This window comes from Streptomyces sp. NPDC048566 (genome assembly GCF_043199735.1).
In the GTDB taxonomy this organism is placed as follows: Bacteria; Actinomycetota; Actinomycetes; order Streptomycetales; family Streptomycetaceae; genus Streptomyces.
Map to the genome: position 1 here is coordinate 116174 of NZ_JBICWL010000004.1, position 21593 is coordinate 137766.

Consider the following 21593-nt stretch of genomic DNA (forward strand, 5'->3'; position numbering starts at 1 on the left):
GTCCAGGCCCCCGGCGGCGTGTCCGGGCGGGGCTCGGGAACGGCGCACGGCCCGTGGGCCGAAGGAGCCGCCGGGCCGCCCGCGGGCACAAGCAGCCGCCGGACCCCGGTCGGGGCCCGGCGGCGCCGGAGACCCGGGTCAGAGCCGGGTCACGTCCAGGCCGCCCTCGGCGTAGCGGCGGCGGAGCACCTTCTTGTCGAACTTGCCGACGCTGGTCTTCGGGACCGCCTCGACGATCGTCCAGCGCTCCGGGAGCTGCCACTTGGCGATCTGGCCCTCCTCGGCGAGGAAGGCGCGCAGCGACGCGAAGTCGGCGGTGGAGCCCTCCCGGAGGACGACGGTGGCCAGCGGGCGCTCGCCCCACTTCTCGTCGGGGACGGCGACGACCGCGGCCTCGGCCACGTCCGGGTGGGACATGAGTGCGTTCTCCAGGTCGACCGAGGAGATCCACTCGCCGCCCGACTTGATGACGTCCTTGGCGCGGTCGGTGAGGGTCAGGAAGCCGTCGGCGCTGATCGTGCCGACATCACCGGTCTTCAGCCACCCGTCCTCGCTGAACTTGTCCGCGGGACGCAGCGGCTCGGCGCCGTCGCCGCCGTAGTAGGCACCCGCGATCCAGGGGCCCCGGACCTCCAGTTCGCCGGCCGACTCGCCGTCCCAGGGCAGGCGCTCCCCGCCGGGGCCCGTGAGCCGGGCCTCGACGCCGGCCGGGAAACGGCCCTGCGTGAGGCGGTAGGCGAACTCCTCCTCCGTGCCGGCCGCGTGAGCCGGCGGACGGGCGACGGTGCCCAGCGGCGAGGTCTCCGTCATGCCCCACGCGTGGCAGACCCGCATGCCCAGCTCGTCGAACGCGGCCATCAGCGAGGGCGGGCAGGCGGAACCGCCGATCGTCACCTGCGTGAGCGAGGAGACGTCCCGCGGCTTGGCGGTCAGCTCGGCCAGCAGACCCTGCCAGATCGTCGGAACGGCCGCGGCGTGCGTCGGCCGCTCGCTCTCGATCATCTCGGCGAGCGGACCCGGCTGGAGGAAACGGTCCGGCATCAGCATGCCGACGCCGGACATGAAGGTGGCGTGCGGCAGGCCCCACGCGTTGACGTGGAACTGCGGGACCACGACGAGCGTGGTGTCGGCGTCGGTGAGGCCCATCGACTCCGCCATGCAGACCTGCATGGAGTGCAGGTAGATCGAACGGTGCGAGTACACGACGCCCTTGGGGTCCCCGGTGGTGCCCGAGGTGTAGCACATGGCCGCGGCCTGCCGCTCGTCCAGCTCCGGCCAGTCGTAGGCCGTCGGCTTCCCGGCGAGCAGGTCCTCGTACTCGTGCACCCGCACGCTCGCCCCGTCGAGCAGCGCCCGGTCGCCGGCGCCCGAGACCACCACGTGCTCCACCGTCGGCAGATGGGGGAGGAGCGGCGCGAGCAGCGGCAGGAGCGAGCCGTTCACGATGATCACGCGGTCGGCGGCGTGCCGCACGATGAACGTGAGCTGCTCGGCCGGGAGGCGGAGGTTCAGCGTGTGCAGCACGGCGCCCATCGAGGGGATGGCGTAGTACGCCTCGACATGCTCGGCGTTGTTCCACATCAGGGTCGCGACCCGCTCGTCGCCGGTGACCCCGAGGTCGTCGCGCAGGGCGTACGCGAGCTGGTTCGCGCGCTCGCCGGCCTCGCGGAAGCTGCGGCGGTGCGGCTCGCTCTCCCCCGTCCAGGTCGTGATCTGCGACCCGCCGTGGACCAGCGCCCCGTGCGCGAGAATGCGGGTCACAGTCAGCGGTACGTCCTGCATCGTGCTCAGCACGGCGTCCTCCCGGGGCGACATCGCCTGCGCGGTAGTAATGGGTTCCGCTGATTCTGCTCACATACCGCGCGGTATGTCACTAGGCGCAGGAATGATCGATCAGCGCCGCACCGGTCGGAGCAGCTCGCAGGGGACACCGGATCGGGCACCACGCCACAGCGCGACGGGCCGAACGGGACGGCGGAACGGCCGGGGGGCGGCCGAGGAGGGCGGGACGACAGAAGGGCCGGGGGCGCCGTGGAGATCCGGGCGGGGGCCGGAACGCGGAGGGCACGGGCGGCCTCGGCGGGCCCGGGAGACGGAGCACGGGCGGTCCGGGCGGGTTCCGGGTCGGCGGGCCGGGTGGAGTCCACGGGGCCGGGAGCCCGGAAGGGCGGGCCCGGACGGGTCCGGGGGCAGGAGGTCCGCTCCGGGGCGGGAGGGTGCGGATAGGCAGCGGCCCGGTCCACGGCAGGCGCGGCCTGACGGACGACAGCCCGGTCCACAGCAGGCGCGGCCTGACGGACGACAGCCCGGTCCACAGCCGGGGTTCCGAACCGACGGCGGTCCGTTCCGCGGCCGGGGTCCGTACGGACGGCGGCCAGGTCCGCGGCGAGGGGTCCGGACGGGCGGGCCCGGACGGACATCGGCCCGGTCCGGAGCGGGCGTCACGCGGCCGGGGCCAGTTCCGGGTCCTCCCGGAGCTTGCCGAGCGCACGCGACACCGCCGACTTGACGGTGCCGACCGAGACCCCGAGGACCGCCGCCGTCTGCGCCTCGCTCAGGTCCTCGTAGTAGCGCAGCACGACCATCGCCCGCTGCCGGGCGGGCAACTTCGTGATCGCGCGCCACATCGCGTCCCGCAGCGCCTGCTGTTCGGCCGGGTCCGCCGCGGGGAACCTCTCCGGCTCGGGCAGTTCCTCGCACGCGAACTCGTCGACCTTGCGCTTGCGCCACTGCGACGTACGGGTGTTCAGCAACGCCCGCCGCACATAGCCGTCCAGCGCCCGGTGGTCCTCGATCCGGTCCCACGCGACGTACGTCTTCGTCAGCGCCGTCTGCAACAGGTCCTCCGCGTCGCTCGGGTTCGCCGTGAGCGACCGGGCGGTCCGCAGCAGCACCGGTTGGCGCGCCCTCACGTAAGAGGCGAACGACGGGTACGAGCGGGTCTGCGTCGCCGGGGTGGCGGCGGCCGAGGCGCTGGTGCAGACGGGTGTGGTCATGGCTCCACGCTAGGTTCACCGCCTCCTGGCGCGGATCGGCCGCAGGTCCCGAAGGCATGTCCGCCTCAGGTCGGAGGGAAGGGGGTGGCCGCACCTCCTGAAGGTGGACACGCGGTGACCGGCCCCTTGCGGGTTCACCCCCGAGAAGGACCCGGACCGGCTCCGGCGGGAAAGGCGAGTGCACCCGCCCGCGCCACCCGGGCGGACCGCCCCGCCCCTCCGCCGGCGGCGGCGCGCTGCGGCGTCACCTGGGCCCCGCGCCCCTGACGCGGCGGCCGATGCAACGGGCGCCGAGCACGCGTCCCGTGACGGCTTCCTCGTCGCCCTGCTCGAACGTGGCCCTTGCTCGAACGTGGCCCTTGCTCGATCGTGCCCTTGCTCGATCGTGCCCTTGCTCGATCGTGCCGGTCGACATGGTGTCCCCCAGGCGGTCCGGGGGTGCGGGGCGCCGAACCGGACGCGGGCCGCGGAGCACCGCGGCCGGACCGGGGCGAGCGGCCGGATACCGGGCAAGCGGACCGTGGGCCGTTCGCACGGCTCCCGAGGTCCCACCTCGGAGAGTCCGCCGTCCGCCGCGCGCCGCGCGCCGCGCGCCGCGCGCCGCGCGCCGTGCGCCGTGCGTCGCGGGGCGATCGGCCCGAACGGGAAGGGGCCGGCGGAGACGGGAACGGGCTGTGCGACGGCACCGAAGCGCCGTCGCACAGCCACCGTGAAGCCCCCCGACCTCACAGACCCCCCTGCGCACACACCCCCGCCCTCGGACCGGCGGCGCCCCCCGGCCCCGGTCTCACCAGAGGTCGGTGAAGTTCACCAGAACGTTGGAGTTGCCCTGGTTCACGGCCGTGACGGCGGATCCGCGGACCTGGGCGGTGTTGTTCTGGTTCGAGGCCCCCGCCCCGACCGCCTGCTGTTGTGTGGTGGAGGAGTTGCCGCTGTTGTCGCGCCCGACGCCTCCGCCGACGGTCGCCGCCCCCGCGTTCGATCCTCCGCTCGCGATTCCGCCGGTGTCCGCCGCCGCGACGCCCGTGCAGAGCGCGGCCGCCAGGGGAAGGGCCGTGACGGCGGCGAGGACGCGAGCGGTACGGATGCCTGCCATGTGTGAATCCTCCAGAACCAGGGTGCTCGCACCGGTGACGAACCGGTGGCACGTGAAGTACGGCTTGGACCAAGGCAGTTGGCCGACCGCCTCGGCGCTGTGCACGACGTCGCGATTCCAGAGTTGCCCACGGAATCGTCGCCAACCACTCCTGAACAGATGATTCCCCCTCAAGCGTGACCACATGTCGATAAACCCGCCCATCGCGAGGAAACCCCTGATCAGACCCGCACCGATGCCCGGGCGCGCACCCACCCCGGGCGCCGCACGCGCTGAAGCGTTTCCGCACCGTCACGCCCCGCCGCCCCGCCATCGCGCCACGCCCCCTCTCCCCGTCGGCGCACCCTTCCCTTTCTCGAACACTCGTACGAAAATAGAGCCATGGCCACCACCGACCGGCAGGCCACCACCCTGACCCTGGCCCATGCGCTGTCCGCCGCCGAGCGGGGACTGGCGGTGATCCCGCTGTCCCGAACGAAACTCCCGGCCCTGCGATCCCCCCACCGCGACGACCCCGCACCCGCCCGCTGCCACGGCGAGTGCGGACGCTTCGGCCACGGCGTCTACGACGCCTCCACCGAGCCCCGACGCATCCGCGACCTGTTCGCGGCGGCCCCCTGGGCCACCGGCTACGGCATCGCCTGCGGCCTCGAACCGCACCGCCTCATCGGCATCGACCTCGACACCAAGACCGGCACGGACTCCTCGACGGCGCTGCGCGAACTGGCCCTGCGCCACCTGTTCACGATCCCGGAGACCGTCGTCGTGCTGACCCCGAGCGGAGGCCGGCATCTGTGGCTGAGCGGCCCGCCCGACGTCGTCGTCCCCAACTCCGCGAGCCGACTGGCCCCCGGCATCGACGTCCGCGGCGCGGGCGGCTACCTCGTCGGTCCGGGCTCCCGCACGGAGCACGGCGTGTACGGCACGGCGCCGGGCACCGCACGGCTCGCGCCCGCACCCTGCCCGCGCGAACTCCTGGACCTGCTGCTGCCCCCACCCCGCCGACACCACCCCGTCTCCTCCGCTACCGGACAACACGGCCAAGGGCTGGTCCGGTTCGTCCTCGCGGCACATCCGGGCCAGCGCAACACCCGCCTCTTCTGGGCCGCCTGCCGCGCCTACGAGAACGGCATCGGCCCCGAACTGATCACGCCGCTCGTCCGGGCCGCCGTCCGCACCGGCCTCACCGAAAGCGAGGCCCGCTCGACGATCGCCTCCGCGGCCCGCATGACATCCTCCGCGCCCGGCCCGCACTGAGCCGACCCCGTCCGCCGGAATCCGAGACGGCCCGACACCCGTCGTGCAGACCGGAAACTCCACGCCGGGAAGGGACCGACGGAACGGAACGGCACAGCCAGGACCACGGGACCGCGCCGGTGGCGGGGACGCCCGCATTCCGCCTCCGGCGAGGAAAGGGCTCGTGAAGCGGATACCTCAATTCCACCTCTGAACCCCGGCGAAGGCTCACCGGCCGCCCCCGGGCGGGCCTACGGTCGTCCCGTCCGAAGCGGAAGCCGCGCTCGCGGCCGTCCGCCCCTCTGCGAAGTCGGCGAGTCCCTGGTGTCGTCGAGAATCCTGAAATCCGTTCCGGTCGCCGGCGTCCTGGCGGTGGTCACCCTCGCAGGATGCGGCGGCGGTGCCCCGACGGCAGAGCCGGAGGCCAGGCCCCCCTCCACACGCGCGTCGGCATCGGCCCCGCCGACGGCCCGGGAAGCGTCCGGTCGGCCCTCCCACGCACCGGACGACGGCGTGACCAGGGCTCCCTACGTGGACGGAACGGCCGTCGCGCGCGTGACCGACGCGCACGGGAACCGCCAGGTGGACATCCCGGGCGGCCTACGGGACGGCCTGCTGTCCGTCGCCGTGGACTGCCGGGGCGAGGGAACCATGACCGTGTCCGTACGGGTCGTGGGACTGAGCTTTCCCGTGGAATGCACGGCGGGGGAAGTCACCGGCGTCTACAACAGGTTGCGCCTCCACGAGGGCCGCGACCGGGGCACCGTGTCCGTGTCCGCCCCCTCGGGCGTCCACTGGGCCCTCACGGTCGGACGCTAGCCTCCGACCGCACGCCCTGCGGTGCGCCCGCCGCCTTCGCCAGGGGGTGCCCACGAGGAGCCGGCTCATCCCGTGCGTCTCCGACTCCGTACGGACGCCTCCGGCCCGGCGACGCAGCCTCGGTTCGATCCCTCTCAGGCCGTCGGGGCGATCCACGGTGAAGCCTGCATCCGTGCCCCGCCGACGCGGGCTGCCGCAACGGCCGGAACGGTGCCGCGGCTCGGGCCCGAGGGGCCGTATTCGCTTAGGGGTTCAGCGGTGGCCGAGGGGGACGCTTTTCCGCCGCCGGGTCCTGAAATCAATCATCTTTTTATTGCCCTCGTCGTCGGATTAAGCACGAAACCTCTGCGATTGCTCAAATATATTGATTATTCTGCCAAGATCGATAGTGTTCCGGCAGCAGGGCCGCCCCGCCCGTTCACCGGTGACAGCGTGACCGGCAGCGGCTTGCGACAGCAGCAGAACCACGACGAACACGGCAAGTTGACGCACACGACAAGCAAGACAAACGCCGGCCGGTGATTCCCCAAGGGGAGCACGGCCGACCGTGATGGCCGGATCGACACATCCCGGCTCCGATCCTGAAAGGTCGCGGAATGGACACCCTGACGGTTCTGGCGTCGGCCGCTTTCGGCTCCACTCTGTGTCTCACGACGCTCTCGACCCTGAGGTGGCTGGACCGGGCGACCTCACCCACCAGGATCATCGGCCTGGTGGTGACCGCCTTGGTTCTGTGCGCCACCGTCGCCGTCATCGCCGACGCGAGCCGCGGCGTCGTGGTCGGATTCATCGCGGGTGGCCTCATCACACCCCCCGTCCACCGGTGGATCGTGCACCGCCGCGGCAATACCGCGAGGCCCTGACCTGACGGCACGGGCGGTACTCGAACACTGCGCAGCGACCCCGGCAGCCAGGCCGTTTCGTCTGGATCATCTGATCGTTAGCCTGGGCGTGCCGTTGACTGACGTGCAGTGGGCGCGGATCCAGCCGTTGTTGCCGGACCGGACGCCGCAGCGGGATGGCCGGTGGCGGGATCACCGTGAGGTGATCGATGCGATGTGCATCAACCGCTTGAAGCAGTGGCGGGGCATCGCCACCCGCTACGAGAAGACCGCAACCATCTACCTGGCCGGACTCTACGTCGCCGGCATCTTTCTCTGGTCTGCCAGGCCAACGGCTCAGGAGCAGGAGCGAAGCGCTTCGTCCCAGGCGCCAGGGCTGCGGTGGTGATTCTTGTGCCCGGCGGCAAGTACGTGGCGCAGTTCGGCAAGGTGCCGGGTGTTCGTGGGGAGATCCAACTGGCCGAGGAAGGCCAGTGCGGCAGCCGGCTCCAGGTCGCCGTAGACGTCGTGAAAGCTCGCCAGGAGGCCGCGGAAGAGGGCCGAGTGCAGGGCAGGAAGTCGCATGGCGGTGCGGTACGTCAGCTCCTTCACCGTCCATCGCACCGGGCCCGAACACTCCAGAACCCGACGGGCTCGGCGGAGCAGGGCCTCGGATCGCTCGGCCGCTATCCGGTCGATGTCGTTGCCGAGAACCTCGGCGAAGGCCGTCGCGGAAGTGGCGTGGTCCTCGAACCAGTCCACCCACAGCGAGTAGGTGACGGCCTCAGAGTCCCGGTCCGCCTCAAGTCGTTGACGGTAGCCGTCCCACATCACGTCGACCGGCAGGGGACCCTCCACACCTTCGTTCGCGAACCGGATCTCGCACGTGACCCAGTACTCGTCGAGGAGGTCCAGCAGCCCGAAAGCCAACCTCACCTGGTCGGCTGCATCCAGGTCTTCGGCGAACACGTCACCGGCCCAGGAGAGCGCCACCTAGTTGGCGGTGAGCAACGCGTCCGGCTTCTCGTCGCTCACCCACCCGTCGCGCACTTGGCTGACACCCTGATCAGCCAGCCAACGCCGCGCTGCCTCCTCGGCTTGCATCTCCACTCGGAAAGTATGACAAGTCTTGCAAGATCCAAACGAAACGGCCTGGGTGCGGTTCGCGGGTGACTGAGATGGAGGCCGTGGCAACGGATTCCGTCCCCCATGTGCCCCTCCGTGCCCGATCGGCCGGTGGAGCACGGGGAACGGCGGTGTTCGGCAGGTACCGCACACGACAACGGCCCCCGACCACAAAGCCTGGTCAGGAGCCGTATCACCGCGGTGGGTGTGGGATTTGAACCCACGGTGACATCGCTGCCACGACGGTTTTCAAGACCTTTCGGGCGTCAGCCGATCTTGAGCCTCCCCAGCAGGTCAGACGGGTACCGGCGATCCGACCGAGGCGTCGTCGGGGACATCGTGCCCGCTGCGTGCCCCTCAGGGACGATCGCGCCTCCGAGCCAGTTCGTCACCGGCCGTCTGCCTGTCCACCCTCATGCCAGGCGTAGACACGGGTCGGGTCGAGGTGGAGTTCATTCGGGCCCATGCAGTCGGCTGCCCAGGTGGCCACGCGAGAGCCACACGAACACGCCAGGTTGGGACCGTGAGCACGGGACTGCTGCGTGATCGGGTGACAGTTGGGGTTTACGCAGCGAGTGCTGTGTGAGGGGTCATGATGGTTTCGTACTCGACGGGCGTCAATCGGCCCAGGCGGATCTGGCGCCGTCTGCGGTGGTAGGTGCGCTCGATCCAGGTCACGATGGCGATCCGGAGTTCGTTCCTGGTCCGCCAGGGTCGGCGATCGAGGACGTTCTTCTGCCGCAGCGCGAAGAAGCTCTCCATGGCCGCGTTGTCGCCTGCCGCACCGACTCTGCCCATCGAGCCGATAAGGCTGTGACGTGCGAGAACGGCCACGTACTTCCTTGCGCGGAATTGAGATCCGCGATCGGAGTGGACGATGCATCCGGCGACCTGGCCGCGGCGGGCGACGGCGGACTCCAGGGCGGAAACCGCGAGGCTGGACTTCATCCTCGAATCGATGGAGTAGCCCACAATCCGGCCGGAGTACACGTCCTTGACCGCGCACAGGTAGAGCTTGCCCTCGCCGGTGGCGTGTTCGGTGATGTCGGTCAGCCACAGCCGGTTCGGCGCCGGGGCGGTGAAGTCCCGACGGACCCGGTCGTCGTGGACGAGCGGGTCCGCCTTGGCGTTCTTGCCGCGGCCTTTGCGTTTACCGAACACGCTCCACCAGCGGTTGTCGCGGCAGATTCTCCATCCGGTCCGCTCGGCCATCACCTGGCCAGCGGCCCGGGCCTCGTCGACGAGGAAGCGGTGGCCGAACTCGGGATCGTCGCGGTGGGCGTCGAACAGGGCGTTGGCCCGGTGGGCCTCGGTCAGTTCCGCGTCGGTGACCGGTGAGACCAGCCACCGGTAGTACGGCTGGCGGGCCAGCCCGAGCACCCGGCACGTCACCGTCACCGGCACCCTTGCAGGGGCATCGGCGGCGGCCAGCTCGCGGACGAGCGGGTACATCATTTTGCCGGCAGGTTCGCCTGTGACAGATAGGCCGCGGCCTTCCTGAGGACCTCGTTCTCCTGCTCGAGCATCCGGATCCGCTTGCGGGCCTCGCGCAGTTCGGCCGACTCGGCCGGCGCCGTCGCGGGCCTGGTGGTGGTGTTCCCGGTCTCCGCGTGGAGCAGCCACTTCGTCAGCGAGGCCGGGTGGACTCCGAAGTCGGCGGCCCCCAGTTCCAGCGTGACGCCGGGCCCGCGGTTGCGCGCGACCCGCACGACGTCCTCGCGGAACTCCTTGGGATAGGGCTTGGGCACTGCAACATCCTTCCAGGCCGCTTCTCAACAAGCCAGGTCAGGTGTCACTCAACCCTGCAGCAGTCCCCTTCCCGATCGTGCGGGGAACCGCAGTGGCGAGCAGGCATCGCGTAACAATGCGGCCCCTGACCGATTTACCTGGTCAGGGGCCGCTCGCCTGTGGCGCTGGGTTTGGGATTTAGGCTCATGGCGACCCGTGCTGCGATGTTTTTCAAGATCGCCGCATTGACCCGCCAGTCGGTCCACCAACGTCAGCTTGCGTCACGCTCCTGGTTCACCACGATCTTGGGCTTCCTGACCGGTCCTTTACGCAGGCGATGGATGAGCTGTTCCACCATCTCGACATCTTCATCGGACAGGGAGTCAATGGCGTCAGCGAGCTGCTGCACACGTCCACTGATGCCATCCTTCGGAGTGACCCCGTACCACTCCTCAGCCGCCATCTCTGCTACGCGGCGCTCGGTGACGCCCATCATCCGAGCAAACTTCGGGAATAGATCTTTGGGCGGCGGGTTGACAAGTAACCTGTTGGCGACCTGATTCCACCAAGCTGCCGAACGCGCATCGTCGCTCTTTACCTGCATGTCGATGAACCGCATGCCCTTGCGGTTGAGGTCCTGCACCATCTGCTCAAATGGATATCCCATAGCTCGCAGAGATTAACCGAGTTGAACGAGTCATGCAATCCGCTGAACCGACGAACTGTATTTCGTGGGCGCGTCGTTGGAGAAGAAGCCGTGCCATAGCCGTGCCACATCGTGCAGTCAGCCACGGTCAACGACGGTTCGCCGCAGTCGAGATGCGCCGTTCACCTGGGCTGCCGCTACAGGCAGACTGACCTGGGGAACGGCGTTACCGGTCACGTCCGCCCTTACAAAGCAGCGATCCAGCTCTTGAAGACCCGAGCCCTGTGATCAGTACGGCCGCGGGACCCGGTGGGCGTCAAGCGCGGCGCTGTAACGCGCCAGCACCTCATCGAGGCCAGCCAGTAGAAGGCCGGCGGTTTCCCGTGCCCCGGCGAGGTCTCCTTGGTCGCAGGCTTCAACGACATCGGCAACTTCACTGCGGATGGCGGAGAGGGAGTCCCCTTGGATCAAGACGCCGGGGAACCGGCGTGGAGGCAGGCGCACCACAGCGTTGTTCCCACCGTCCGTGAACAGCTCTGCCTCAACACGTTCCATCGCACTATCCAACCTGACATCACCGGCTGACATCAACGAGGGCGTACACAGGCAGCCTTGAGCAGCCGAAGGGCCCGACGAACGAGGGTCTAAGAGCTCCAGATCGGCTGTTGGACCGAACTTTCAAGGCGAGTGTCAGTCTTCGCCGACCTGTAGCAGCACCGCGGTGAAGCCGTGGCCAGTGCCGGCTACCACGCCGTCGAAGGTGTGACGAGTGACGGAACTCCAGCCGCGTACTTGCTCCGAGAGATCGCTGATGTTCGTTTGCCAGACGGATCCGTAGCCAAGCAGTTCGACCACGCGTTCCGCTGCCCGACGTGCATGGGTTCGATCACGTCGTGGACTGCCGGGGAATACCAGGTCATCTGCTGCGAGGTAGGTCATGAGATCCGTCGCGTATTTCGAGTCGACCTCGATGAGCGCTTCAGCCACCTCGGCCGGCGAGTCGGGGCCAGTGGCCCCGGGCGCGGCGTATTGCTCCCAATCCCGTTCGGCCTCGACAACGAGAGTCCGGATCTGCTCCTCCACTGAACCCTGGGCCTCAGGCGAGACGCGGCCGAAGACCCCTTCTTCCCGAGCCAGCGAGGCAAGCAGCCCACGAAGCTCCCACTCGATGTTCATCGCACCATGTTCCCAGGCCACTGGGGATAGCCATGCCAGAGGCTCTGTGGTCGCGCTGCTGCATACGGCAACCAACAAACGTGCCACATCCGTGCCACATTGGTCGGTCAGTCACGGTCAACTGCGGTGTGCATCGGTCGCGGAACCTCGCTTAGCTCGATCGCCACCATCTGCCCTGCGGCCTGCGCGTCTTCGAGGGGCCCAACCGCCGGGCTTACTAGGCGGCCTTCGACACAGTCATGCTCTAGCCGTGGATGAGTTCAGATTGCCCGCAGGTTCTGGAGTGCCGGCGGCGGAGGCAGTTCGACAGAGCTGGACAGCAACCGTCACGGCGCTGCCTGAGGGTGCCCGCATCAGAGGAGAGGTCATGGGCCGTCAGCGGTTCGGTGTCTTCATCCGGATTCATGGGATGCCCGATGCCGTGGGGCTGGCCGAGATCAGCGGCATGCCGCATGATCTGGAGCTGCCCGCCATGGGCGCCGGGGTGTCAGGCGTGGTCATCTGGCATGCAGATCACAACCACCAAGTGAAGATCAAGTTGGATGAGTGGGACCGACCTGAGTGATCGCGCTGGGTCGTCCTTGGGCCATGCAGGGACGCTCGGCGACAACCAGTGACGGATCAGCTACTAACAGGGGAACGGCAGGTCGCAGCCGCCCGAGGAGACACGGAAGAGACGGAGAGTGAGTCCGTGGCGGGGGAGGAAGCAGCAGTCCGTGTCGTGGCACAGTTCGCTGACCATGTGCACTGGGTCTGGGAGTGGCCGGACAAACCGACCTGGCGGGACCGGCTCCGCCGATTGGTGTCGCCCGAGTCCTACCGCTTCGAGCCGTCCGCCCCGCCGGCGAAACCCTGGGTCGACCGGCCCGCCGGGCACTATGAGCGGACAGGCTGGCGTATCCGAGCGGCCTACTACAGATCCGATCTGGCTTTCGAGGTCGAGTACGTAGTGTGCGATCAATGCCGGATCGGCTGGGTGGAATCGCCCTATACCTACGAGGGCTACAAGCGCTGCGGCCTGGCCTCAGCCGCTCTCCGGTCTCTGCGCCGCGCGTATCCCGGGCTTCAGTGGCACACGGGAGGCGGGCACTTCAGGGAGTCCGCGCCCTTCTGGGATTCCGTCAGCGTGGACGTACCCGGGGGCTATGCCCAACAGGAAAGGTGTCATCACGTGGAACCGGGGCGAGCACGGTAGGCGTGTGCACGACCTCGCGCCAGGGGTGTCAGGAGCCCCTGATGAAGGAGTTCGGTGACACGGGCGCACCACAAGCGCACCACAACGAGCGGGGAACAGCGGGGAGTCACGGTGAATGCAAGCGTGGCTTACTAGACCATAGTCCAGCCGTTCGCCCAGGTCGGCCACCGAATCAGCCTCAAATGCACGCAGCTTCCCGAGCTGCTAGCTCAGCAACGATTCTCACGGACCCGTCGATTCTGCTTCTGAGGTTCAAGGACGGCAGCGTGGCCAAGGCCGATGGGGTGCGGCGAGACATACGCGTGCGTGATCGGTCGGCGCACTCAGCGCCGTGGCTGACTTTCGTTGGCTGAGGTTCATGCGGCCCACTCGGGGAGGCGTCCGGCATCAGTGCACCGCCGCCGCATTGGCCGGGCTCCGCGCAACGCAGCGGGGAGGGGAACCCTGGCACGTTGTCGGGTTCCCCTCCCGGCCGGAAAGGTCGTGACGGGCGGGCGGCGAGCGTTCTCGCCCAGTTGTTCAGGCGTCGTGCGAGTCGGTCACCGTCAAGAGGTCACCGCGACTCGTCGCGACGCGGAGGACGTCTCGCAGGGAGCCAGCCAGTTCGTGTGCCAGCCGGCGGATGTCCTCCGGGTCCGCGTCCTGGTCGTCGAGCGCTTCGCCAGCATGCTCCAGCAGCTCGGCTGCCGAGCCGAGTTGGACCGACTCGATGCCGTCGGCCAGGCGGGACATGAAGCCGTTCCGGTCGTCAGTGCTCAGGTAGCAGGGCTTGCCCTCCGGTCCCGCCCATGGGAGGAGTCGCAGTTCGTTCGGCGCCGTCATCCTTGCGTCTGCCTCTCGTCGTTCGTCGGGTGCGTGATGAAGACCGCGTCGATCCGGTCACCTGGGAACACCAGAAGTGCGGCTTCAATGGTTCGGCCGGTGGTGTCGGTCGCTACTCGGGTGATCGCGAGGACGGACGGGGCCGAGCCCATCCGCAGGGCCGAGGCTTCGTCCGGCGTCGGCGGGCGGGCGCACACGGTCTCCCGGATGTCCGCCGGCAGCGGACCGAGAACGCCGAATCGCGTGATCGGCCCCCGGCTCGGGGAATCGTGATCGGCCACGCCCGTCGGTGCCAGGTCATTCGGGATGTAGATGCGGGCCAGCCCATGCGGCGTGCCACCTTGGAGGCTCACGCAGGAGAACTCAGCAAGCAGGCTGCCCGTCGGTACCTTCAGCAAGGTCGTCAGGTGTCCCTCAGCCCGCACGGTGGCGCTGCGGACGGTGACGCGGAGGGAAGTCTCGGCAGCAGTCCAAGGGTCCAGGGTTCCCCATCCGCCGACATACACGATCTTGCGATGGGGTCGGCGGGCGAAGTTGCCCTTGCCGTGGATCTTCTCGACGAGCCCTTCCCCCTGGAGCACCGCGAGGGCGTGCCGCAGCGTCACCGTACTGACGCTGTAGCGATCGGCGAGCGTGGCTTCGGACGGAAGGCGTTCGCCGGCCTGAACGCGGCCGGTGGTGATCTGGCGCCGAAGGTCGTCGGCGATCTCATGGTGGCGTGGTGGCATGGATGGGGTCACCGCCTTCGCATCGTTCTCACGGCGGAGAGCCGGGTCCGCGTGTGTATGGTCAGCAACTCACCGGACTCGAAGAGGAGCTGCTTGGCGCCCTGGGAGAGTTGGAACAGGTCTTGCACTCGGTAGGCACGGCCGCCGAGTTGGATCACGTCGCCCCGCTGCACCGTGGTCGAAGTGACCTCGATGTGAGAGACCAGCGCACCGCCGGGAAACCGTTCGTTCATCGCGCCACCTCCACTGGGGTGAACTGCTGGCCCTCCGAGTGGCACGAGCAGCCACACGCTTCATAGATCACGGGCAGGTCGGATGGCGCCGCGGCCGGAGAGGCTTCCGCGCAGACGAGGTGTGTGCCGATGGAACAGGCCACCGACCGGTAGGGGGTCGCCAAGGAGGCCGTGATGTGCGGTGGCTGTCGACGGGTAGGCATCAGCGGACCCCCGTGAGGGCCGACCAGGCAGCCGCCGGCAGGTGGGGGGAGACGAGCACCGGACGTGACCGCCGCCGCGTCTCCCAGGCCAGGACGTACGGGCGGACGAGGGCGACGTCCTCGCCTCTCAGCAAGGGCATCTCGTGCGGGACGGCGGCACAGGCCGGGCCCGGAACGACAGTCGCCGCGTCGACTGTCCCGGGAGATGTGGCGGTGGACGCTAAAGGGCGCCGGTGCCTGCCCTTGGAGGAGTTCCGCACCCTGGTGAGAGTGAGAGCGCGGCGGATACGGTTGAGCACGCTGATCAGCCCCTATCGCTGATGGCCCGGTCCCCCGACATCGCCCGTCGTGGGGACCGTTCTGCGTACGACCGCCCAGAGGGTGCGGCCGTTCAAGCTGGTGGCGAGGAGCCCGAACCGGTCGGCCTCGGCCACCACGTCCAGGACCTCCCGCCACGATTCGACGGAGAGCCCGTCCGGCACCTCCGCTTCGACCGAGGTGTGACGGCGGTGTTCCTCCACTCGCGTGGCAAGCCCGAGGGCGGACAGCCGGGCGGCGATGGCCGCCGCGCTAACTCCCGAAGCGGGCACAGGGCAGCCTCCGTCACGAGCGATCACTTTGAGTGAAGCTAGTTAACTAGATTAGAGCTAGTGGACTAGATTTTCCATATGCCTGAGCAGCCGCCCTATCTCCGCATCGCCGACGAACTCCGGCGCCGCATCGCGGAGCACGTCTGGGAGCCGGGTGATCGCCTGCCCTCCCGCGCCCGGATCGGCCAGGAGTGCGGTGTGGGCGAGAACGTGGTGCGCCGGGCACAGGAGTTGCTCATCTCCCATGGAGTGCTCGAAGGCCGCGCCGGGTCCGGCACCTATGTCGCCGAGCCCCGGCAGCGAGTGAGAGTCGTGCGGTCGTCGGCGCGGGAGCACCTCGCCGAGTCGCCCTTCCGGACCGACATGAGAGCCGTAGGCAAGCTGGGCGACTGGGAGAGCCGGACCGATGCCAAGGTGCCGGCGCCCGCCGACATCGCCGCACGGCTCGGGATCTCCGAGGGCGAACTGTGCGTCCGCACGACGTACGAGTTCCTCGCGGACGGCAAGCCCGTTCAGCTCTCGACGAGTTGGGAGCCCTACGACCTCACCGCGGGCACGCTCGTCGTCCTGCCCGAGGGAGGCCCTCATGCGGGGGCCGGGGTCGTGAACCGCATGGCCGCGATCGGAGTCACCGTCAGCCATGCCGTGGAGCAGCCGGAACCGCGCACGGCCACCGCCGAGGAAGCGTCTCTACTCGGAATCCAGAAGGCCGCACTCGTGACGCACATCCGGCGGACGTACTACAGCGACCAGGGGCGCCCCGTGGAGACGGCGGACATCGTCGTGCCCGTCGCCCACTGCGAGATCGTCTACGAGATCCCGATCAATCGCTGAGCGGAAACGCACAGGCACGAGTCTCGTCGTGACATGCACGATGACCGGCGTGGGAATCGACGTGGAACTGCACTCCGCCCGGCCGGCGCGCAACTGGAAGAAGGCTCGCACGACGTTCCTGCGGGGGTGCTACGACCCCGCAGACGCGTTGGCCGATGCGTTGGGGTCGCTTCACTATCTCGGGGTCTCTGGGCGACTCACCGCCGTCGACCTCTACGGGGACACGGTGATGAACGAGCAGGAGGCCGCAGCCGCCCTCACCGAGGTGCCCGACCTGATGGAGCAGTGCACGGACGAGCGGCAGCGCGCAGCGCTGGATGATCTCGCCGCGGTGCTTCAGGAGTGCGCCTCCACTCCGGGCAGTTACGTGTGGTTCGCGGGCGACTGAGATGCGGGAACCGGCGCTGATCGCCGTGCCCCCGGCGTGCCCCATCCGTGCCCGATCGAGCGGGAAACCAGGGGGAACAGCGGTGTCTCACGGGCACCGGAAACGACAACGACCCCCGACCATACGTACTGGTCAGGGGCCGTTCACCTGCGGTGGGTGTGGGATTTGAACCCACGGTGACATCGCTGCCACGACGGTTTTCAAGACCGTTCCCTTAGGCCGCTCGGGCAACCCACCCCGCGCCGTCGTTGATCGGCGGCGCGGGGACAAGAGTAACGGGTCCGGCGGGCGGGCCGGGGGTCAGCTGTCGCCCTCGCGCGAGCCGAGGGTGACGTCCGTGGTGCGGGTCTTTCCGTCGCGGGTGTAGGTGAGCTTCACGGTGTCGCCCGGCTTGTGCGTCCAGATCTCCCCGATCAGGGTGGGGCCGCTGTCGATCACCATGCCGTCCAGCTTGGTGATCACGTCGCCGGGCTTGAGGCCCGCCTTCGCCGCCGGGCCGCCGGACTCGACCGCCGCCGAGCCGCTCGCGCCCTGCTCGGTGATCTTCGCGCCGCTGGTGCCCTCCTCCAGGGAGACCGAGGCGCCGATCTTCGCGTACACCGGCTTGCCGTTCTTGATCAGCTGCTGGGCGACGTACTTGGCCTGGTTGATCGGGATGGCGAAGCCCAGACCGATGGAGCCGGACTGGCCGGAGCCGCCGAGGCCGCCGCTGCTCGACGACTGGATCGCCGAGTTGATGCCGATGACCGCACCGGAGGCGTCGAGCAGCGGGCCGCCGGAGTTGCCGGGGTTGATCGAGGCGTCGGTCTGCAGCGCGCTCATGTACGAGGCCTTGCTGCTGGCGCTGCCGTCGCTGGAGGCCACCGGGCGGTTCTTGGCGCTGATGATGCCCGTGGTCACCGTGTTGGACAGGCCGAAGGGCGCGCCGATCGCGATCGTGGAGTCGCCGACGGCCACCTGGTCGGAGTTGCCGAGCTTCAGGGGCGTCAGGTCGCCCGAGGGCGCGTTCTTCAGCTTGATGACCGCGACGTCGTAGCCCTGCGCGTGACCGACCACCTCGGCGTCGTACTTCTTGCCGTTCGGGAAGGTCGCCGTGAGCTTGCCGCCGTCCACGGCCTCGGCCACCACGTGGTTGTTGGTGAGGATGTGGCCCTGGGTGTCGAAGACGAAGCCGGTGCCCGTGCCGCCCTCGCCGCTGGTGCTCTGGGCCTCGATGGTGACGGTGCTGGGCAGCGCGGTGGCGGCCACGTTCGCGACCGTGCCGGAGGCGCGCTTGACCTGGCCGCTGGTGCTCGGGGCCGAGACGGTCGTCGAGCCGGTCGCGTCGTCGTTGTTCTTGGCGAGCGAGTAGCCCAGGCCGCCGCCGACGCCGCCGGCGACCAGCGCGGCCACCAGCACCGCGGCGACCAGTCCGCCGCGGCCGTTCCTCGGCTTCGGCGCGGGCTGCTGGTAGGAGGAACCCCACCCGCCGGGCCCGTGGCCGCCGCTGTCGGCGTACGCGGGGGTGGCGGGGGGCGGGGGCGGCCAGCCGGCGTCGGGGGCGGAGCCCTGCGACCCGGCGCCCGGCCCGTACGGGTCGTGTCCGTGCCCGGCTCCGGCCGAGGCGTACGCCGGTGCGCCCGTGGGCGCCGCGGCGTGCTCCGGTGCGCCGGGGGCGCCCTGCGGAGCCGCCGGATGCGGAGCGGTCGGCGCGCTCCCGTCGTGGGCGGCCTGTGCGGAAGCAGCGGGAGTGTCCACCGGCACAGGAGGTGCGGACGGGGCCGGGGGTACCGCGGTGCCCTCGTTCTCGGTGCTCACAGCTCTTCTCCTCGATCCACGGCTGTTGTTCTCGGTCGCACTCGGTCGCACCACTCACGCTGGTCGGTGGCCCGGTGCGATGCAGCTGTGCATGTGCTTGTGTACGCCATCAGCTTTTCCCACCGGGCGTCAGAGCACCATAAGCGGTGGCTGTGCGTCCAGGGCGACTCTTTACAACGGACCATCGGCACGAAAAAGGCGGAAGGGTGACGCCTTCCGTCTCACGCCTACCCCGTGACGGTGGCACCATGACGCGGTGACCCTCGCACGACAGCAGCACCCGATCCAGGTGATCGCCCACCGCGGAGCCTCCGAGGAGGCGCCGGAGCACACACTGGCCGCGTACAGGAAGGCGATCGAGGACGGTGCGGACGCCCTCGAGTGCGATGTGCGCCTGACCGCCGACGGCCACCTCGTGTGCGTGCACGACCGTCGGGTCAACCGTACGTCCAACGGCCGCGGCGCCGTCTCCGCCCTGGAGCTCGCGGAACTCGCCGCCCTGGACTTCGGTTCCTGGAAGAACCGCGACGAGTCCCCCGACTGGGAGCAGCTGCCCGGAACCGCCGAGCACACCTCGGTGCTCACCCTGGAGCGGCTGCTCGAACTCGTCGCCGACGCCGGCCGGCGGGTGGAGCTGGCCGTCGAGACGAAGCATCCGACCCGCTGGGCCGGACAGGTCGAGGAGCGGCTGCTGGTCCTGCTGAAGCGTTTCGGCCTGGACGCCCCGGCCTCCGCCGCCGACTCCCCGGTCCGTGTGATGAGCTTCTCGGCCCGCTCCCTGCACCGTGTCCGGGCGGCCGCCCCGACCCTGCCCACCGTCTACCTGCTCCAGTTCGTCTCGCCCCGGCTGCGGGACGGACGGCTGCCCGCGGGTGTCCGGATCGCGGGGCCCTCGATGCGGATCGTCCGGGGCAACCCGGGGTACATCGAGCGCCTCAAGCGGGCCGGGCACCAGGTGCACGTCTGGACCGTTAACGAGCCCGAGGACGTGGATCTCTGCGTCGAACTGGGCGTCGACGCCATCATCACCAACCGCCCGCGCGCGGTGCTCGGGCAACTGGACCGCTGAGGAAGGGGCCACCCCCGGACCGTCCGGCCCGGACCTTTACGCGCAGCAACGGGTTCGTCCCTCGGAAACCCTCGAAATCCGGACAGGCGTCACAGGGAGTGCACCGGCGCGTTCTTTCCGTGTCCGATCGTGACAAGTGCGTCAGCAGACGTCGATTGGCCGGTTTCCGGTTCAGTCCGGAGGGGCATCCACACCGTGGCGTGGGGCGAAGGAGGTCTCGGGGGTGGCGTTGGTGGTGGCACAGGAGGTGCCCACGTCGTCGAGCATGGCCGTACCCCACGGTCCTGCGGGCGTGGGAGAAGCGCGGCACCGGATGCGCGATCAGCTTCGGTCCGGCGGCGTGGCGGAAGCGGTCATCGACGACGCCGTACTGATCCTTTCCGAACTGCTCAGCAATGCCTGCCGGCACGGCAGGCCCCTGGGCGACGCCCTCGCGGGCGACGGTGACGTGCGGGCGACCTGGCGCGTCGATCCGGCGGGACGGCTGACCGTCGAGGTGACCGACGGCGGCGGCCCGACCCGCCCGGTGCCGTCGACGCCCTCGGTCACCGCCCGGGGCGGCCGGGGGCTGAACATCATCACGGCACTGGCGAAGGACTGGGGCGTCCGGGACGACGTCCACGGAGAGGTCACCGTGTGGGTGGTCGTCCAGGGCGACGTCGAAGCCGCCCGCAGACGCGACGACTTCGCTACGCGCGTCGCGTCACCGGCGGTGTCCGCGCTGCCCGGCCTGGACTTCGCCGACGCGTTCGACGACCTCGACTGAAAGCCGTCCCGAACCGGCGCCGGCATCGCGGCGGACCCCGGGCCGGACGGCGTCCGCACGAGGTCGCGCGGCGCGGGACACCGCGGGGGACGCGGCGCGCCGGCCGCCCGCCGGCAGGCGATCGCGGCTGGGGAGGCGCCGGGCGGACGCGTCGTCCGATCCGGTGCGTTGTCCACAGGGTCCCGTCGGCTTCCGGACGAACGGCTAGGCTCGCGCCCGTACGAGACGAGCCGTGATCGGGAGACACCCACGATGGCCAAGAAGCGACCCCAGACGAGGGCCAAGCAGCCGCAGCTCAAGGACGGAGAGATCCCGGTCGTCGGCGCTCGCGAGCCCTGCCCCTGCGGCAGCGGCCGCCGCTACAAGGCCTGCCACGGCCGAGCTGCCGCGCACGCCGTGACCGAGCTGGTGCACCGCCCGTTCGAGGGCCTGCCGGGCGAGGGGGACTGGGTCGCGCTGCGCGAGCTGGTGCCGGCCGCCACGGTGGAGCTGAAGCTGAAGGAGAGCCTGCCCGAGGGGGTCCCCTCGGTCACCCTCGCCACCGTGCTGCCCATGGCCTGGCCGGCGCTGCGGCGCGACGACGGCTCGGTGCTGATCGGCCTGCAGAACGACACGGCCTCCGGCGACATCAGCCGCGACCTGGCCGACACCCTCCAGCGGGCACTCACCGCGCGGCCCGGGTCCCCGGTCGAGGGCCGCCGCGCCCCCGCCGACGGTCCGCGCCTACAGGACCTGCTCGACCCCGAAGGCGCCTTCGAGCCAGTTGTGCACAGTGGCTTCGAGTTCTGGGTCCCGGACGCGGAGAACGCGACGGCGGAGGTGACCGCGTCCCTGGAGCGGGCCAACGCCGCGGCCATCCCGACCGTGAAGCTGTCCGGGGTGGACGGCGCCTACTGGTGCGAGACGCCCGACAAGAACCACCTGCGCTGGGTCATGCCCCACGAGGAGGAGCGGCTTCTGGACGCCCTCGCGCGGCTGCACGCGGCGGGCCGTTCGGGCCTCGGGGAGGGCACCCGCCTGGTCGGTTCCTTCCGCGCCCACGGGCTCACCGTGCCGGTCTGGGATCTGCCCACCGGGGTCGGCGCGGACGACGTCGAGAAGCCGGCGGCGGAGTTCGCCGAGCGGCTGGCCGCGGCGCTGGCCACGGACGAGCCGCTGACGGCGGACGAGCGTCGCGCGCGCGGCGGGCTCACCAACCGACAGGTGACGCTCAGCTGACACACAGGCTCGGGGACTGACCGGCCGGTCAGCCGGACGCCCTCGGAAAATCGGGTGACTCCGGTCACAACTCCCCGTCGTGACAGGGAAATCCGTGTCCGAATAGC

At 69.8% G+C, this 21593-nt stretch carries 24 protein-coding genes and 1 tRNA gene; 10 read left to right on the forward strand and 15 right to left on the reverse strand.

Going from position 1 to position 21593, the window contains the following annotated elements; all coding sequences use genetic code 11:
• Positions 1 to 138 precede the first annotated feature (138 nt).
• The 3 genes from ACGFS9_RS09395 to ACGFS9_RS09405 all read right to left on the reverse strand — a co-directional run bounded on the left by ACGFS9_RS09395 (position 139) and on the right by ACGFS9_RS09405 (position 4092).
• Complete coding sequence (locus ACGFS9_RS09395) at positions 139 to 1815, reverse strand: long-chain fatty acid--CoA ligase (protein ID WP_393251744.1); 1677 nt, start codon at positions 1813 to 1815, stop codon at positions 139 to 141.
• 626 nt (positions 1816 to 2441) lie between these two features.
• Positions 2442 to 2996, reverse strand: a complete 555-nt coding sequence (locus tag ACGFS9_RS09400; RefSeq protein WP_393251746.1) for a SigE family RNA polymerase sigma factor — start codon at positions 2994 to 2996, stop codon at positions 2442 to 2444.
• A 787-nt stretch (positions 2997 to 3783) separates the two neighbouring features.
• The gene (locus tag ACGFS9_RS09405; RefSeq protein WP_393251748.1) at positions 3784 to 4092 is read right to left on the reverse strand and encodes a hypothetical protein; all 309 of its coding nucleotides are present in this window, start codon (positions 4090 to 4092) and stop codon (positions 3784 to 3786) included.
• Between the two features lie 381 nt (positions 4093 to 4473).
• Between ACGFS9_RS09405 and ACGFS9_RS09410 the strand changes: the two genes are divergently transcribed.
• The 4 genes from ACGFS9_RS09410 (at position 4474) to ACGFS9_RS09425 (ending at position 7010) form a co-directional block, all read left to right on the forward strand.
• Positions 4474 to 5349 carry a bifunctional DNA primase/polymerase gene (locus ACGFS9_RS09410; protein WP_393251750.1) on the forward strand — a complete coding sequence of 292 codons (876 nt, stop codon included), beginning with the start codon at positions 4474 to 4476 and terminating at the stop codon, positions 5347 to 5349.
• Between the two features lie 492 nt (positions 5350 to 5841).
• On the forward strand, positions 5842 to 6147 hold the full coding sequence (locus ACGFS9_RS09415; RefSeq protein ID WP_393251752.1) for a hypothetical protein: 306 nt from the start codon (positions 5842 to 5844) through the stop codon (positions 6145 to 6147).
• Between the two features lie 258 nt (positions 6148 to 6405).
• Positions 6406 to 6669 carry a hypothetical protein gene (locus ACGFS9_RS09420; RefSeq protein WP_393251753.1) on the forward strand — a complete coding sequence of 88 codons (264 nt, stop codon included), beginning with the start codon at positions 6406 to 6408 and terminating at the stop codon, positions 6667 to 6669.
• Between the two features lie 74 nt (positions 6670 to 6743).
• Positions 6744 to 7010, forward strand: coding sequence for a hypothetical protein (locus ACGFS9_RS09425; RefSeq protein WP_393251754.1), 267 nt, complete (start codon positions 6744 to 6746; stop codon positions 7008 to 7010).
• A 315-nt stretch (positions 7011 to 7325) separates the two neighbouring features.
• On the opposite strand, the gene ACGFS9_RS09430 is transcribed toward ACGFS9_RS09425, so the two are convergent.
• From ACGFS9_RS09430 to ACGFS9_RS09450, 5 genes are all read right to left on the reverse strand, one after another.
• On the reverse strand, positions 7326 to 7961 hold the full coding sequence (locus ACGFS9_RS09430) for a hypothetical protein (protein ID WP_393251756.1): 636 nt from the start codon (positions 7959 to 7961) through the stop codon (positions 7326 to 7328).
• A gap of 696 nt (positions 7962 to 8657) precedes the next feature.
• Positions 8658 to 9841, reverse strand: a protein-coding gene (locus tag ACGFS9_RS09435; RefSeq protein WP_393251757.1) for an IS3 family transposase whose coding sequence is annotated in 2 segments (ribosomal slippage) — positions 8658 to 9551 and positions 9554 to 9841 — 1182 coding nt in all. Because the reading frame shifts where the segments join, the coding sequence is not laid out codon by codon here.
• A 251-nt stretch (positions 9842 to 10092) separates the two neighbouring features.
• Complete coding sequence (locus ACGFS9_RS09440) at positions 10093 to 10467, reverse strand: hypothetical protein (protein ID WP_393251758.1); 375 nt, start codon at positions 10465 to 10467, stop codon at positions 10093 to 10095.
• Between the two features lie 288 nt (positions 10468 to 10755).
• A complete protein-coding gene (locus tag ACGFS9_RS09445) occupies positions 10756 to 11022 on the reverse strand; it encodes a DUF6959 family protein (protein ID WP_393251759.1) in 267 nt (88 codons plus the stop codon).
• Positions 11023 to 11157: 135 nt separating this feature from the next.
• Complete coding sequence (locus tag ACGFS9_RS09450; protein WP_393251761.1) at positions 11158 to 11643, reverse strand: hypothetical protein; 486 nt, start codon at positions 11641 to 11643, stop codon at positions 11158 to 11160.
• Between the two features lie 250 nt (positions 11644 to 11893).
• On the opposite strand from ACGFS9_RS09450, the gene ACGFS9_RS09455 reads away from it, so the two are divergent.
• Entirely contained in the window at positions 11894 to 12208 is a 315-nt protein-coding gene (locus tag ACGFS9_RS09455) for a hypothetical protein (RefSeq protein WP_393251762.1), read from the forward strand.
• Between the two features lie 1149 nt (positions 12209 to 13357).
• Here the strand turns inward: ACGFS9_RS09455 and ACGFS9_RS09460 are convergent.
• The 5 genes from ACGFS9_RS09460 to ACGFS9_RS09480 all read right to left on the reverse strand — a co-directional run bounded on the left by ACGFS9_RS09460 (position 13358) and on the right by ACGFS9_RS09480 (position 15414).
• Entirely contained in the window at positions 13358 to 13660 is a 303-nt protein-coding gene (locus ACGFS9_RS09460) for a hypothetical protein (protein WP_393251764.1), read from the reverse strand.
• The gene (locus ACGFS9_RS09465) at positions 13657 to 14400 is read right to left on the reverse strand and encodes a GntR family transcriptional regulator (protein WP_393251765.1); all 744 of its coding nucleotides are present in this window, start codon (positions 14398 to 14400) and stop codon (positions 13657 to 13659) included. Before ACGFS9_RS09465 ends, ACGFS9_RS09460 begins: the two co-directional genes overlap by 4 nt.
• On the reverse strand, positions 14397 to 14621 hold the full coding sequence (locus tag ACGFS9_RS09470) for a hypothetical protein (RefSeq protein ID WP_393251766.1): 225 nt from the start codon (positions 14619 to 14621) through the stop codon (positions 14397 to 14399). The genes ACGFS9_RS09465 and ACGFS9_RS09470 overlap by 4 nt, the downstream gene beginning before the upstream one ends.
• 202 nt (positions 14622 to 14823) lie before the next feature.
• Positions 14824 to 14964 carry a hypothetical protein gene (locus ACGFS9_RS09475; RefSeq protein ID WP_393251768.1) on the reverse strand — a complete coding sequence of 47 codons (141 nt, stop codon included), beginning with the start codon at positions 14962 to 14964 and terminating at the stop codon, positions 14824 to 14826.
• 171 nt (positions 14965 to 15135) lie between these two features.
• Positions 15136 to 15414: a hypothetical protein gene (locus tag ACGFS9_RS09480; protein ID WP_393251769.1), complete on the reverse strand. Its 279-nt coding sequence runs from the start codon at positions 15412 to 15414 to the stop codon at positions 15136 to 15138.
• Between the two features lie 78 nt (positions 15415 to 15492).
• On the opposite strand from ACGFS9_RS09480, the gene ACGFS9_RS09485 reads away from it, so the two are divergent.
• Positions 15493 to 16248 carry a GntR family transcriptional regulator gene (locus tag ACGFS9_RS09485; RefSeq protein WP_393251771.1) on the forward strand — a complete coding sequence of 252 codons (756 nt, stop codon included), beginning with the start codon at positions 15493 to 15495 and terminating at the stop codon, positions 16246 to 16248.
• Between the two features lie 40 nt (positions 16249 to 16288).
• On the forward strand, positions 16289 to 16636 hold the full coding sequence (locus ACGFS9_RS09490; protein ID WP_393251773.1) for a hypothetical protein: 348 nt from the start codon (positions 16289 to 16291) through the stop codon (positions 16634 to 16636).
• Between the two features lie 150 nt (positions 16637 to 16786).
• Here ACGFS9_RS09490 and ACGFS9_RS09495 read toward each other — a convergent pair.
• Positions 16787 to 16873: transfer RNA gene (locus ACGFS9_RS09495), tRNA-Ser, on the reverse strand.
• A gap of 63 nt (positions 16874 to 16936) precedes the next feature.
• Positions 16937 to 18433: a S1C family serine protease gene (locus ACGFS9_RS09500; RefSeq protein ID WP_393251774.1), complete on the reverse strand. Its 1497-nt coding sequence runs from the start codon at positions 18431 to 18433 to the stop codon at positions 16937 to 16939.
• Between the two features lie 256 nt (positions 18434 to 18689).
• Between ACGFS9_RS09500 and ACGFS9_RS09505 the strand changes: the two genes are divergently transcribed.
• From ACGFS9_RS09505 to ACGFS9_RS09515, 3 genes are all read left to right on the forward strand, one after another.
• Positions 18690 to 19502 (forward strand): glycerophosphodiester phosphodiesterase, encoded by an 813-nt coding sequence (locus tag ACGFS9_RS09505; RefSeq protein ID WP_393251776.1) that lies wholly within the window; start codon positions 18690 to 18692, stop codon positions 19500 to 19502.
• A gap of 223 nt (positions 19503 to 19725) precedes the next feature.
• Complete coding sequence (locus ACGFS9_RS09510; protein WP_393251777.1) at positions 19726 to 20268, forward strand: ATP-binding protein; 543 nt, start codon at positions 19726 to 19728, stop codon at positions 20266 to 20268.
• A 252-nt stretch (positions 20269 to 20520) separates the two neighbouring features.
• Complete coding sequence (locus tag ACGFS9_RS09515) at positions 20521 to 21486, forward strand: DUF5926 family protein (protein ID WP_393251778.1); 966 nt, start codon at positions 20521 to 20523, stop codon at positions 21484 to 21486.
• The last annotated feature ends 107 nt before the right edge of the window (positions 21487 to 21593 follow it).